At 42.0% G+C, this 12,151-nt stretch carries 16 protein-coding genes; 9 read left to right on the forward strand and 7 right to left on the reverse strand.

The window, feature by feature from the left end:
* Positions 1–148 precede the first annotated feature (148 nt).
* The 6 genes from rimO to rpmB all read right to left on the reverse strand — a co-directional run bounded on the left by rimO (position 149) and on the right by rpmB (position 3,834).
* Complete coding sequence (rimO, locus tag ABIB39_RS06835) at positions 149–1,483, reverse strand: 30S ribosomal protein S12 methylthiotransferase RimO (protein WP_354428446.1); 1,335 nt, start codon at positions 1,481–1,483, stop codon at positions 149–151.
* 61 nt (positions 1,484–1,544) lie between these two features.
* Positions 1,545–1,922, reverse strand: a complete 378-nt coding sequence (locus ABIB39_RS06840) for a GxxExxY protein (protein ID WP_354428448.1) — start codon at positions 1,920–1,922, stop codon at positions 1,545–1,547.
* Positions 1,923–1,972: 50 nt separating this feature from the next.
* Positions 1,973–2,935 (reverse strand): signal recognition particle-docking protein FtsY, encoded by a 963-nt coding sequence (gene ftsY, locus ABIB39_RS06845; protein ID WP_354428450.1) that lies wholly within the window; start codon positions 2,933–2,935, stop codon positions 1,973–1,975.
* Positions 2,936–3,104: 169 nt separating this feature from the next.
* On the reverse strand, positions 3,105–3,266 hold the full coding sequence (locus tag ABIB39_RS06850; RefSeq protein WP_354428452.1) for a DUF4295 domain-containing protein: 162 nt from the start codon (positions 3,264–3,266) through the stop codon (positions 3,105–3,107).
* 75 nt (positions 3,267–3,341) lie between these two features.
* Positions 3,342–3,524: a 50S ribosomal protein L33 gene (rpmG, locus tag ABIB39_RS06855; protein WP_067063463.1), complete on the reverse strand. Its 183-nt coding sequence runs from the start codon at positions 3,522–3,524 to the stop codon at positions 3,342–3,344.
* Between the two features lie 76 nt (positions 3,525–3,600).
* Positions 3,601–3,834, reverse strand: a complete 234-nt coding sequence (gene rpmB / locus ABIB39_RS06860) for a 50S ribosomal protein L28 (protein WP_067063465.1) — start codon at positions 3,832–3,834, stop codon at positions 3,601–3,603.
* A 420-nt stretch (positions 3,835–4,254) separates the two neighbouring features.
* On the opposite strand from rpmB, the gene acs reads away from it, so the two are divergent.
* The 9 genes from acs (at position 4,255) to lpxB (ending at position 11,873) form a co-directional block, all read left to right on the forward strand.
* Positions 4,255–6,156, forward strand: a complete 1,902-nt coding sequence (gene acs, locus ABIB39_RS06865) for an acetate--CoA ligase (protein WP_354428455.1) — start codon at positions 4,255–4,257, stop codon at positions 6,154–6,156.
* Between the two features lie 105 nt (positions 6,157–6,261).
* Positions 6,262–6,474 carry a DUF2683 family protein gene (locus tag ABIB39_RS06870; protein ID WP_354428456.1) on the forward strand — a complete coding sequence of 71 codons (213 nt, stop codon included), beginning with the start codon at positions 6,262–6,264 and terminating at the stop codon, positions 6,472–6,474.
* Entirely contained in the window at positions 6,465–6,722 is a 258-nt protein-coding gene (locus ABIB39_RS06875) for a Txe/YoeB family addiction module toxin (protein ID WP_354428458.1), read from the forward strand. Before ABIB39_RS06870 ends, ABIB39_RS06875 begins: the two co-directional genes overlap by 10 nt.
* A 63-nt stretch (positions 6,723–6,785) precedes the next feature.
* Positions 6,786–6,971, forward strand: a complete 186-nt coding sequence (locus tag ABIB39_RS06880) for a CsbD family protein (protein WP_354428460.1) — start codon at positions 6,786–6,788, stop codon at positions 6,969–6,971.
* Positions 6,972–7,059: 88 nt separating this feature from the next.
* A complete protein-coding gene (locus ABIB39_RS06885) occupies positions 7,060–8,412 on the forward strand; it encodes an alpha/beta hydrolase-fold protein (protein ID WP_354428461.1) in 1,353 nt (450 codons plus the stop codon).
* Positions 8,413–8,514: 102 nt separating this feature from the next.
* Positions 8,515–9,666, forward strand: a complete 1,152-nt coding sequence (locus ABIB39_RS06890; protein ID WP_354428463.1) for an acyltransferase family protein — start codon at positions 8,515–8,517, stop codon at positions 9,664–9,666.
* A gap of 46 nt (positions 9,667–9,712) precedes the next feature.
* The gene (gene surE / locus ABIB39_RS06895) at positions 9,713–10,489 is read left to right on the forward strand and encodes a 5'/3'-nucleotidase SurE (RefSeq protein WP_354428465.1); all 777 of its coding nucleotides are present in this window, start codon (positions 9,713–9,715) and stop codon (positions 10,487–10,489) included.
* Positions 10,482–10,745: a hypothetical protein gene (locus ABIB39_RS06900; protein WP_354428466.1), complete on the forward strand. Its 264-nt coding sequence runs from the start codon at positions 10,482–10,484 to the stop codon at positions 10,743–10,745. The genes surE and ABIB39_RS06900 overlap by 8 nt, the downstream gene beginning before the upstream one ends.
* The gene (gene lpxB, locus ABIB39_RS06905; RefSeq protein WP_354428467.1) at positions 10,746–11,873 is read left to right on the forward strand and encodes a lipid-A-disaccharide synthase; all 1,128 of its coding nucleotides are present in this window, start codon (positions 10,746–10,748) and stop codon (positions 11,871–11,873) included.
* A gap of 58 nt (positions 11,874–11,931) precedes the next feature.
* Here lpxB and ABIB39_RS06910 read toward each other — a convergent pair whose 3' ends face one another.
* Positions 11,932–12,093 (reverse strand): hypothetical protein, encoded by a 162-nt coding sequence (locus tag ABIB39_RS06910; protein WP_354428469.1) that lies wholly within the window; start codon positions 12,091–12,093, stop codon positions 11,932–11,934.
* Positions 12,094–12,151: the final 58 nt, after the last annotated feature.

Below are 12,151 nucleotides of genomic sequence, written 5' to 3' on the forward strand. Positions count from 1 at the left end.
TCTTTGCGAAGCAGAGAGGTTCGACCAGCGTAGCGTAATTGAGGTGAGTTAATTGCCAGATATGCTTTAAACCATACCTGCATTAAATCAGAACGTCGAAATTAGATTTTAATATCTTAATAGCAACACGCGGCCTGTAAAATTGGTTTTATTTTACAATTTGTCCATAAAGGTCAAAGTCCTCGGCGTTGTCAATTTTAACGTTAACAAATGTGCCAACTGCTGCGTAATCGATAGAAGCGTCTATCAAAACTTCGTTATCTACCTCGGGCGAATCAAATTCGGTACGGCCGACAAAGTAACCGCCGTCTTTTTTATCGATAAGTACCTTGTAGGTGTTACCAATCTTCTCCTGGTTTTTATCGAACGAGATGCCTTGCTGGATTTCCATGATGGCATCAGCGCGTTCTTGTTTAACTTCTTCGGGTACATCATCCACTAAACTATGGGCATGCGTCTTTTCCTCGTGCGAGTAGGTGAAACAGCCCAGGCGGTCAAACTTGGTATCGGCTACCCATTGTGCCATTTCTTCAAAGTCGTGCTGGGTTTCGCCGGGGTAACCTGTTATCAGGGTGGTACGCATGGCGATGTTTGGCACGCGGTCGCGGATCTCGTTCACTACATCGATGGTCTTTTGCTTGGTCAGCCCGCGGCGCATCGATTTTAGCATGTTATCTGTAATGTGTTGCAACGGCATATCCAGGTACTTACAAATATTATCACGCTCGTTCATCACATCCAAAACCTCCATCGGGAAACCGGAAGGGTAGGCATATTGCATTCTAATCCATTCCACACCGTTTACATCACTAAGGCGGCGTAAAAGCTCATCAAGGTTACGTTTGCCGTAAAGGTCGAGGCCGTAATAGGTAAGGTCCTGCGCGATAAGGATAATTTCCTTAGTGCCGTTCTTAACCAGGCTTTCGGCATTTTTAACTAACTGGTCAATAGGCGTACTCACGTGTTTACCGCGCATCAGCGGGATGGCGCAAAAAGAGCAGGGGCGGTTACAGCCCTCGGCAATTTTAAAATAGGCAAAGTGCGAAGGAGTGGTCAGCAAACGCTCACCTATTAGTTCATGTTTGTAGTCCGCACCGATGCTGTGTAGTATGTTTTGAAGGTCGTTGGTGCCAAAGTAGGCATCAACGTTGGTTATTTCGGCTTCTAATTCGGGCTTGTAACGCTCGCTTAAGCAACCGGTTACAATCACCTTGCCAACCTTACCCTGCTCTTTAAGCTCGCTGTATTGCAGGATGGTATCGATAGATTCCTGCTTGGCATTATCAATAAAACCACAGGTGTTGATAACGATAATATCATCGCTGCGCATTTTATCAGATTCGTGAACCACCTCATAGGCGCTGCCCTTAAGCTGGCCCATCAGTACTTCACTATCGTATATGTTTTTTGAACAGCCCAAAGTAACCACGTTTACACGGGGTTTCTTGATCATGGCTGGTTTACTTATTGTTTTTGTCCTCATTATGTTTTTTTCACCGATTACACTGATTTTTTTGATTTCACCGATTTGGTCTATAATCAAACTAAACAGACAATCGTTTTATAGAACAGCTTACGTTACCAAAGTTAATAAGCAGCCCGGTTTTTACTTTTGCTGCCTTTAAATATGACAGCACTTGTTTTTGAAATAATACAGGGGTGTAAATCCCTGCAAAAGATTTTATTTCGACAATTACTTTGTTCTCGATAAAAAAGTCGCAACGAAAATTGCCGACAAATTTATCTTTAAAATACAGGTTAAACTCTTTTTCTATTTCAAAGTTCAATCCTTCTAATTGAAGCTGGTGCTGTAAAGCTTTAGAGTACACTTTTTCTAAAAACCCTGGCCCCAAGCCTTTATGGACTTCGAAACAACATCCAATTATTTTCTCGGTTAATATATCTTTTTCAAACTCCGCCATTTTTATTCAGTGGAATCGTCTTAATCATAATTAATCGGTGATAACAATAATTATTTAAACAGACTGTCTACAAACGCTTGCCTGTCAAATAACTGCAAGTGCTCAACGCCTTCGCCTACTCCAATATATTTTACCGGGATCTTAAACTGGTCCGAGATCCCTATCACTACGCCGCCTTTAGCAGTGCCGTCAAGTTTGGTTAAGGCAAGGGCATTAACCGCGGTAGCTTCGGTAAACTGTTTGCATTGCTCAATGGCGTTTTGCCCGGTTGATGCATCCAGTACCAGCAATATCTCGTGTGGTGCGCCGGGAATCACCTTTTGCATCACATTTTTAATCTTAGTAAGCTCGTTCATCAAACCTACCTTATTATGTAAACGGCCAGCGGTGTCAATAATTGCCACGTCGTCGCCATTGGCAACGGCAGACCGCAGGGTATCGTAAGCTACCGAAGCCGGGTCGCTGCCCATGGCTTGTGCCACAACTTTTACATCGACACGTTCGCCCCAAAGCTTTATCTGGTCAACCGCTGCTGCGCGGAAGGTATCCGCGGCGCCTAAAACTACCTGATTGCCGGCTTGCTTTAGCTTATGGGCCAATTTGCCAATAGTGGTGGTTTTACCCACACCGTTAACACCAACCACCATTATTACATAAGGCTTTTGTGTGCCGTACTCAAATGTGCGGAAATCGTTACTGTTGTTTTCGGCAAGCAGGTTTTGGATCTCGTCTTTTAACAAGTTATTAAGTTCGGAGGTGCTTACGTATTTGTCTTTAGCTACACGCGCCTGGATGCGCTCGATGATCTTCAGGGTAGTGCTCACGCCCACGTCAGATGTTACCAGCACTTCTTCCAGGTCATCCAACACGTCATCATCAACCGTACTTTTACCGGCAATTACCTTGGTAATCTTGGAAAAGAAATTGTCCTTGGTTTTTTCCAGGCCGGTATCAAGCGCCTGCTGTTCCTGCTGCGTGGTTTCCTTTTTCTTGAAAAAATCAAATAATCCCATAAGTAAGATGTGCAGATTTTAAATGTGCAGATATGCAAATTAACAATTAGAAGCGGGATGTTTGCTGCCGGATAAACATATCCCTGCAACTTTCTGTCAAACATCCATCCATAACAAAAAAAGCCCTCTCGTTAAAACAAGACGGCTTTTATATTCTTACTAAAAGTGATTACTGTTTACCAGCAATAGCATCTTTAATGTTATCGTTTGGAACGATCTGCTCTTTGAATGAATAGGCACCTGTACGAGGCGATTTGTTCATCGTGATCACTTTTGAAAACTCTTTTCCTTTACCCTGTACTTTTAGGGTTGCAACTACTTTCTTAGCCATGTTTTTATGTTTTAATAAGTTGTGGCTTACAATGCCGCGTTTATACAAACGCGCATCTACAGCAAACAGCTTAAATTATTTAATCTCTTTATGTACAGTTACTTTCCTTAAAACCGGGTTGAATTTTTTCATTTCCAGTCTTTCAGTTGTGTTTTTTTTGTTTTTGGTGGTAATGTAGCGAGACATACCCGGCATGCCGCTGGTTTTATGCTCTGTGCATTCTAAAATTACCTGAACCCTGTTGCCTTTCTTAGCCATTTTCTGTTATGTTTTGAGTTGCCTGCCAATCGTTAAGATATCACATCTTTACCATAGCCCCAACAATCTATTAATATTAAATAGAGCCTTTTTTTACAAACTTGTTGATACAAGCAGTAATACCATTTTTGGTGATAGTTTTAAGTGCTGAAGTAGATACTTTTAGAGTGATCCATTTATCTTCTTCAGGGATATAAAACCTTTTAAGTTTTAAGTTTGGATAAAACTTGCGTTTAGTTTTAACGTTCGAGTTAGAAACGTTAAAGCCATTCATGTAGCCTTTTCCTGTTAAATCACAAATTCTTGACATGACAAATATTTTTTAATTCTCGTTCTTTTCCTAAAAAGAGTTTGCAAATATCAGCTTTTTAAGTGAAATAAACAATGGAGTTTTTAAAATATTTCAAAAAATATTTAAACGCTGGTAATAAGCGTTGTTTACCTATAAAATGGCGCAAACGATTGCTCAATCTGTTTTACCTAATAAATAATATTTATTAAACTACAGGTAGCCTAAAGTTATTAATTATATAGAACCAAATCCTTATTGTTGTTAATCGATTTACAAACCAATAATTAAATTTAATGTTTAAATTTAACTAAGTAAAACCTTTTAGCAATTTTGATTTTTTGTGATCTAATAACCTTCTTAAATTATTTTAAAAAGATTTAAGAGTCGAGCAGCTATATAGTTTAAAATTGCTAATTTACGCCACCATTATATACTACCATGCAAGTTAAATCATTTGAAGAATACCAACAGGTCTACCAAAAAAGTGTGGACCAACCCGAGCAATTTTGGGAAGACATCGCCAATAATTTTTTATGGAAAAAGAAGTGGGACAAGGTTTTAGACTGGAATTTTACCGAACCCAAAATTGAATGGTTTAAAGGCGCCAAACTAAATATTACCGAAAACTGCCTTGACCGCCACCTGGAAAAGAACGGCGATACCCCCGCTATTATCTGGGAACCAAATGACCCTACAGAAGATCATCGTATTTTAACCTACAGGCAACTGCATGATAAGGTGTGCCAGTTCTCGAACGTGCTTAAAAATAACGGCGCCAAAAAAGGCGACCGGATCTGTATATACATGCCTATGGTGCCTGAGCTGGCCATTGCTGTTTTGGCCTGTGCCCGTATCGGCGCTATCCACTCGGTGGTGTTTGGCGGGTTTTCGGCGCAATCTATTGCCGATAGGATCAAGGATGCCGAATGTAACATCGTGATAACTGCCGATGGTAGTTTCCGCGGAACTAAAGAAGTGCCGTTGAAATCTATTATAGATGACGCGCTGGTACAATGCCCGACTATTAAAAGGGTAATTGTACTTACGCGAAGCCGTACACCGGTATCTATGATAAAAGGCCGTGATGTATGGTGGGAAGATGAAGTTAAAAAAGTAGAAACTCAAGGTAACAGTGAGTGCCCTGCCGAAGAAATGGATGCCGAGGATATGCTGTTCATCCTGTACACATCCGGCTCTACAGGTAAACCGAAGGGTGTGGTGCATACCTGTGGTGGTTACATGGTTTATACCGGCTACACATTTAGCAACGCTTTCCAGTATCAGCCTGGCGAGGTTTATTTTTGTACGGCTGATATCGGCTGGATCACCGGGCACTCGTATATCGCTTACGGGCCGCTTACACAGGGCGCTACTTCGGTAATGTTCGAGGGGATCCCAACCTGGCCGGATGCAGGCAGGCTTTGGGATATTGTAGAGAAATTCAAGGTCAATATATTATATACCGCCCCAACCGCTATCCGCTCGCTAATGAGTTTTGGCGATGATGTGGTGAAGGGAAAAGACTTTAGCTCGTTAACAAAACTGGGCTCGGTAGGCGAACCGCTTAACGAGGAAGCCTGGCATTGGTTTGATGAGAAGATAGGCAAAGGTAAATGCCCTATTGTGGATACCTGGTGGCAGACCGAAACAGGTGGCTTTATGATCTCGCCGATTGCCAACGTTACGCCATTAAAGCCGGGCTACGCAACTTTGCCGTTGCCGGGGGTGCAACCTGTACTGGTTGATGAAACGGGTAAAGAGATAGAGGGTAACGGCGTAAGCGGTAACCTTTGTATCAAGTTCCCTTGGCCGGGTATGCTGCGTACTACTTATGGCGACCACGAGCGCTGCCGCACTACTTACTTTGCCACTTACCCCAACCTGTATTTTACGGGTGATGGTTGCTTACGCGATGAGGATGGTTACTACCGCATTACCGGCCGTGTTGATGACGTGCTGAATGTATCCGGCCACCGTATTGGCACTGCCGAGGTAGAGAATGCCATTAACATGCACAGCAGCGTGGTAGAAAGCGCGGTAGTAGGCTACCCGCACGATATTAAAGGCCAGGGTGTTTACGCCTTTGTGGTAAGCCCCAACAAGCACGGCGATGACGACTTAACCCGCAAGGATATCATGATGACGGTATCGCGCATTATTGGTGCCATCGCCAGGCCGGATAAGATCCAGTTTGTGACCGGCCTGCCAAAAACACGATCCGGCAAAATTATGCGCCGCATTTTAAGAAAGATAGCCGAAGGCGATACTGCTAACTTAGGCGATACTAGCACCCTGCTTGACCCTGCTATTGTTGAAGAGATAAAGGCAGGGGCTTTGTAAAATAAAGAACAGGAATTAGCTTAGAGAAAGGGCAAAGGCGTAAAACCTTTTGTCCTTTCTCTTTTTTATCAAAATAGCTTAAATTTGTTTTATATACATTAAGATATGTCGACACTAACAGTCCATCCCAAAAACGAACAACAGGAAAAAGCTTTAAAAGCCATTTTTGATGCCTTTAGCGTGGATTATGAGAAAGAACTCGATGAAACAGAATACTTATCGTCGAGCGAAACAAATAAGCAAGCTTTAAATAAGAGTATAGAAGAGCTGGAAGCAGGTAAAGGGATAAAGGTTTCACTCGAGGACCTATGGAAATAGTTTTTTCTGCGGATGCTTTATACCAGTTACAATATTGGAAAAAGAGCGGCAATAAAAAAGTCATAGAAAAAATAAAGCAACTTTTAGCAGAGATACAACAAACCCCATACGAAGGTATAGGCAAACCGGAAGCATTAAAACATAACTGGAATGGCTATTGGTCCAGGCGCATAACAAGCGAACACCGCATTGTATATAAGGTAGATAATGATACTGTTTATATAGCGCAATTAAGATATCATTATTAATAAAACTCTAAAGTTATTCAGTTGTTAATCTTTCTATACATCTAAATTAAGGAGGAACAAACCATGGATAAGTTAGAATTAAAAGGCGGCTGGAACGAGTTGAAAGGTAAAATAAAACAAGCCTACGGCGATTTGACAGATGACGACCTGGCGCATGAAGAAGGTAAGGACGATGAAACACTGGGCCGCCTGCAACAAAAAACGGGCAAAACCCGCGAAGACCTGGTAAACTGGATAAACAGCCTCTAATTAAACAGCCCTGCATAGCGGGGCTTTTTTCTTTATAATTGTGCAACGTGCCGGAAAAAAAGGCGTCAGTTAGATATTAACTATTAATATGAAATTACGCCATTTTTACTTCCTACTTGGGTTAGTACTTCCATCTACAATAGTCGCTCAAACCAAACTCTCGCGATTGCCACCGTCGATAAACATTACTGAATATATCCGCGGTATTGCCTCGAACCCCAAGATCGGAGCAGATTCTGCCAGTAAACTTTTATCTGGATGGGGTGCATATCCAAAATTATCTAAAACAGGCTGCAACTATGTTTACTATTATCAGGATAGTACAATAGGTAAAATACCTTTGCGTGTTTATGTACCGGCTAATTATAAAAGCAATCAAAAAACGCCATGTGTTTTGAAGTTGCATGGTGCAGTAAGAGCAAGTAAGTTTAGCGATATTGATAGCCTTGCAGATAGTGACGAGAGAATACTTACAGACCCGCTGAAAGCTAATAACTATATTATTATACAACCATTAGGCGATCAGGCTAAAGGATTTACCTGGGGTGCCAATAAAGGAGGGCTGTATAGTCAAGTCTACCAGTTTAATCTAACCTATAAAAAACTGACCGAAATTGTCACAGCCCTTAAACAGATTTTAAATATTGATGATAACCGGCTTTATGCATTCGGGCACTCAGATGGTTCGGACGGGGCTATTGGCCTTGCGGTTTATAAACCTGATCAATTTGCAGGGGTAGTGGCTTATAATACTATGTTTACGAACTTATTTGCGCGTGATTATTATATCCGTAACATACAAAACCGGCCGTTGTACGAAGTTCATTCAGATAAAGACGAACTGCGCAGAATAGGTGTTAATCGCCAGATAATTGATTCTATAAGGAAATTTGATAAAAGAATAACTTATAAAGAATATATCGGTTATGAACATTGGGATAAACACCTTGGTATCGATGCCCCTAATGCAGCTAAATTTATGAAAGGTATTGAGCGTAATCCCTACCAATCCAACATCTACCTGGAAACTACACAAAATAGCCCGTATAATTCTTGCGATTGGCTTAGTATTACTAAACCTGATACAAACCGAAATGTCGAAACTTGGTACAAACCTTTTGAATTTAAGCAAAGGGAATATATAAAATCAAGGAAGCAATGGTTAGAATTAAACTATTATAACCCATTAAAAAGTGCAGTCGTTAAGGCAAGCTATGCAGACAATATATTTACACTGCAAACATCGGCAACAAATGAATTTGAATTGATGATTAGCCCGGTAATGGTGGACATGGATCAGCCAGTAAAAGTTATCGTTAACGGTAAGCAGGTGTTTAAAGCTAAAATAAATTCAGATAAGCAATTTTTACTGAATAATTTTTTAAAGCATTTCGACAGGCAAGCCCTTTGGGTAAATGCTATAAAAATAAAAGTAGAGTAAATGTCTTTGTGGATTTTTATGTCACCTTATTCGTACAAATGGTCAAAATGCTAAACGTATAATGCCTTTTTCAATTATATTTGAATACCTTATCAGAATATAATGACGAATAGTAGCCAGCAACCTGCCCTGGTGCAACCCAAAGCAAAGATCAATTATATAGATCATTTAAAAGTGCTGCTAACCATGCTGGTTATTCTGCACCATACGTTTATTGCTTACGGCGCGCCGGGTGGGTGGTATTACACGCAAAAAACAACGCTTGCAGCGGTCATATTACCTATGACCGTTTTTGTGGCTGTTAACCAGGCGTTTTTTATGGGGTTCTTCTTTTTCCTGTCGGCGCTTTTCGTACCTGCATCGTACGATAAAAAGGGCCCGGTAAAATTTGTTACCGATAGGCTTATCAGGCTTGGCGTGCCTTTACTATTTTACTCATGGGTATTGTCGCCGTTTTTAAGTTTTATATCCTACAAATGGGCCCAGGGGCACAATATTACCTACCTGCAATACTTAAGCGGGTTTGATGGTTGGATAAACTTCGGTGTGTTATGGTTTGTGGCCGCCCTGCTGTTGTTTACCCTTTTATATGTTTTGTACCGTGTTATAGCAGGCAGGGTAGAAAAGCCCGTTGCCTTGCCTTCGGTGACGAGAATAATTGTTTTTGCGATGTGCATAGGCTTGTTAAGCTACGCCGTACGTATTGTTTTCCCGGTGGGGTGGGTGCTGAAGCCGCTCGGTTTCCAGTTAGGGCATTTTCCACAATATATCTCCCTGTTTATTTTAGGGTTGATAGCCGCTAAAAATAAATGGCTTACCATTGTTGAACTTAAAACCGGCAAACGAATGCGCAACATTGCCATTTGCGTTGTGCTGATAGGTTTTGTATTGTTCTTCATCGCACGCAAAACCCTGAACTTCCCGGTAGAGTGGTTTAGCAGCGGCGCGCACTGGCAGCAGGCTTGGTATGCCATATGGGAGCAGTTGGTTGGCTTCACCATTGTCACAGCATTGCTATGCATCGGCAAACACAAATGGAATAGCCCCTCTACTTTCCTGGCAACATTATCGCGCAGCACATTCGCGGTTTATATATTTCACCCGCTGCTAATAATTTCGCTAACGGTAGTCTTTAGCGTCTGGGCAATAGAACCAGCTATTAAATTGCTTATAGTGGCGCCATTGGCGGTGGCAGGCAGCTTTTTATTGGGGCTGGTGCTGGTTAAAATACCGGGCGTAAATAATATAATTTAATACACATCCAACCAAAGCTTAATTCAATTATAGTTATTTTTGCCGCATGGCAAAATCTAAACAACCCACTATACTGGTAGTAAATGATGATGGTATAACGGCGCCGGGCATCAAAGCCCTGATGCATACCATGAAAACATTGGGCAGGGTAGTGGTAGTAGCGCCGGATAGTCCGCAGTCGGGTATGGGGCATGCTATAACTATAGGTAAACCACTCAGGTTAGATGAGGTTGATATTTACGAAGGCATAGAAATGTACCGTTGCAGTGGTACCCCTGTAGATTGTGTGAAGCTGGCAGTAACCAAGGTGTTTAACGGCGTAAAGCCTGATCTTTGTGTGTCGGGTATCAATCACGGGTTAAATAACTCCATCAATGTACTGTACTCGGGCACCATGTCGGCAGCTGTTGAGGGTGCGATAGAAAGCATCCCTTCTATAGGGTTTTCGTTGGATGATTATACAATGGAGGCCGATTTTGAACCTTGTCAGAAATACGTAAAAGAGATAGCGCAGCAAGTTTTAACGAACGGGTTGCCCGTTGGTACGGTGCTAAATGTGAATTTCCCGGCGGGGGATAAAGTTAAAGGTATCAAGATATGCCGCCAAGCCAACGCCAAATGGGCCGAAGAATTTGATATGCGTATGGATCCGTATAAACGCCCTTACTACTGGCTTACCGGCGTGTTTCAAAATAATGACCACGGCGAAGACACCGACGTTTGGGCGCTGGAGCATAATTATGCATCTGTTGTGCCCGTACAATTTGATATGACCGCCCATCACGCTATACCCATTTTAAACACCTGGACGTTTAATGTTTAAAAAGAATAATATTTGTATAGGCTTTTTATACGGATGCGTAGCCCCCGTACTTGCATGGCTAATCTTCGCGGTGTTGTTGAAGAACGATGCCATTATTATGGATAAACCTGCCGCGCCATACCTGATAGCTGTTTTACTGAATTTGGTAGCGTTGCGTTTTGCAGCAAGGGCACATCTGGATAAAATAGCCTACGGGATAATGATAGCCACATTTGCGTGCACGCTATTGGTGTTTGTATTTAAAATGCATGGATAGATGAAGTACTACTTGGTAGCCGGCGAGGCCTCGGGCGATATGCACGGGGCAAACTTGATGAAAGCTTTGAAAGAGCTGGATGGACAGACTGATTTTCGTTTTTTTGGCGGCGACCTAATGCAGGCCGAAGGTGGTACGCTGGTGAAGCACTACGTTGATATGGCTTTTATGGGTTTTGTGGAGGTGGTTATCAACCTTAATACTATCCTGAAAAACCTGAAAAAATGTAAGCGGGATATTATGGCTTACCAGCCTGATGTTTTAGTACTGATAGATTTCCCGGGGTTTAATTTAAAGATAGCCGAGTTTGCCAAAGCGCAGGGTATAGAAGTATATTATTACATCTCGCCAAAAGTGTGGGCCTGGAACCAAAAGCGTGTACTGAAAATTAAACGCGTGGTAGATCATCTGTTCTGCATCCTGCCGTTCGAGGTCGAGTTTTACAAAAGCTGGGGGATGGAGATTGACTACGTAGGCAACCCGCTGCTGGATGCGGTAGACGCCTTTCACCATAATACCAATTTCCTTGCAGATAATAACCTATCCGGTAAAAAGATAGTCGCCCTGCTACCCGGCAGCCGTAAGCAGGAAATAAGCCGTTTACTACCCGAGATGCTTGGGGCTATGGAAAAATTTCCGCATCATCAATTTGTTGTGGCAGGTGCACCATCATTCAATAAAGAATACTATAGCCAATACCTGGGCGATAAAAATATCCCCGTGATATTTAATGCCACCTATGATATCCTCGCTAATGCAGAAGCCGCGGTTGTGGCGTCGGGCACTGCAACGCTGGAGACCACATTGTTTAATGTGCCGCAAGTAGTGGTTTACAAGGGCAACGCGCTAACTATTGGTATAGCCCGCATGCTGATTAAGATAAAATTTATATCCCTGGTAAATCTTATAATGGACAAGCAGGTGGTTACTGAACTAATACAGGCCGATTGTACTTCAATAAATATAACAGAGGAATTAAACAATCTGCTACATAACGCCCACCATCGCCAACAAATGCTGGCCGATTATGATGAACTTGATGAGCGAATGGGCACGCCCGGTGCCTCTGCCAAAACAGCTAAACTGATTGTAAAATATGCTCAAAACAAGAAAGCCCTGCTAAAATAGCCGGGCTTTCTTGTCTCAAAGGGGTGTTTTAAATAGATGTTGTAGATTATATGATTGATCAGGCGGCTACCAACTGTTGTTGAGCGGCTTTCTGTTTGTTGCTTGTTATAAACTGATTTCTCTCTCTGAAAGCCTTAAGGTCTTCCATTAATAAGTTTTTTAATTCGTTATCAAAACGGGTAACTAATTTACTTGTTGCAGGTTTGTATTGAGCTTTCATAGGTGATATATAGTGTTGTAAGTAATAGTTGTAATTTTTTATTAAGCAGCGGTGCGGC

This window comes from Mucilaginibacter sp. UYP27, assembly GCF_040547175.1.
Lineage (GTDB): Bacteria > Bacteroidota > Bacteroidia > Sphingobacteriales > Sphingobacteriaceae > Mucilaginibacter.

Excerpts from the sequence above, each read along its gene's own strand:
- lpxB (WP_354428467.1), top strand. The coding sequence starts at position 10,746 with ATGAAGTACTACTTGGTAGCCGGCGAGGCCTCGGGCGATATGCACGGG.
- ABIB39_RS06910 (WP_354428469.1), bottom strand. The coding sequence starts at position 12,093 with ATGAAAGCTCAATACAAACCTGCAACAAGTAAATTAGTTACCCGTTTT.
- ABIB39_RS06885 (WP_354428461.1), top strand. The coding sequence starts at position 7,060 with ATGAAATTACGCCATTTTTACTTCCTACTTGGGTTAGTACTTCCATCT.
- ABIB39_RS06890 (WP_354428463.1), top strand. The coding sequence starts at position 8,515 with ATGACGAATAGTAGCCAGCAACCTGCCCTGGTGCAACCCAAAGCAAAG.
- rimO (WP_354428446.1), bottom strand. The coding sequence starts at position 1,483 with ATGAGGACAAAAACAATAAGTAAACCAGCCATGATCAAGAAACCCCGT.
- surE (WP_354428465.1), top strand. The coding sequence starts at position 9,713 with ATGGCAAAATCTAAACAACCCACTATACTGGTAGTAAATGATGATGGT.
- acs (WP_354428455.1), top strand. The coding sequence starts at position 4,255 with ATGCAAGTTAAATCATTTGAAGAATACCAACAGGTCTACCAAAAAAGT.
- ABIB39_RS06900 (WP_354428466.1), top strand. The coding sequence starts at position 10,482 with ATGTTTAAAAAGAATAATATTTGTATAGGCTTTTTATACGGATGCGTA.
- rpmB (WP_067063465.1), bottom strand. The coding sequence starts at position 3,834 with ATGTCAAGAATTTGTGATTTAACAGGAAAAGGCTACATGAATGGCTTT.
- ABIB39_RS06850 (WP_354428452.1), bottom strand. The coding sequence starts at position 3,266 with ATGGCTAAGAAAGTAGTTGCAACCCTAAAAGTACAGGGTAAAGGAAAA.
- ftsY (WP_354428450.1), bottom strand. The coding sequence starts at position 2,935 with ATGGGATTATTTGATTTTTTCAAGAAAAAGGAAACCACGCAGCAGGAA.
- rpmG (WP_067063463.1), bottom strand. The coding sequence starts at position 3,524 with ATGGCTAAGAAAGGCAACAGGGTTCAGGTAATTTTAGAATGCACAGAG.
- ABIB39_RS06875 (WP_354428458.1), top strand. The coding sequence starts at position 6,465 with ATGGAAATAGTTTTTTCTGCGGATGCTTTATACCAGTTACAATATTGG.
- ABIB39_RS06870 (WP_354428456.1), top strand. The coding sequence starts at position 6,262 with ATGTCGACACTAACAGTCCATCCCAAAAACGAACAACAGGAAAAAGCT.
- ABIB39_RS06880 (WP_354428460.1), top strand. The coding sequence starts at position 6,786 with ATGGATAAGTTAGAATTAAAAGGCGGCTGGAACGAGTTGAAAGGTAAA.
- ABIB39_RS06840 (WP_354428448.1), bottom strand. The coding sequence starts at position 1,922 with ATGGCGGAGTTTGAAAAAGATATATTAACCGAGAAAATAATTGGATGT.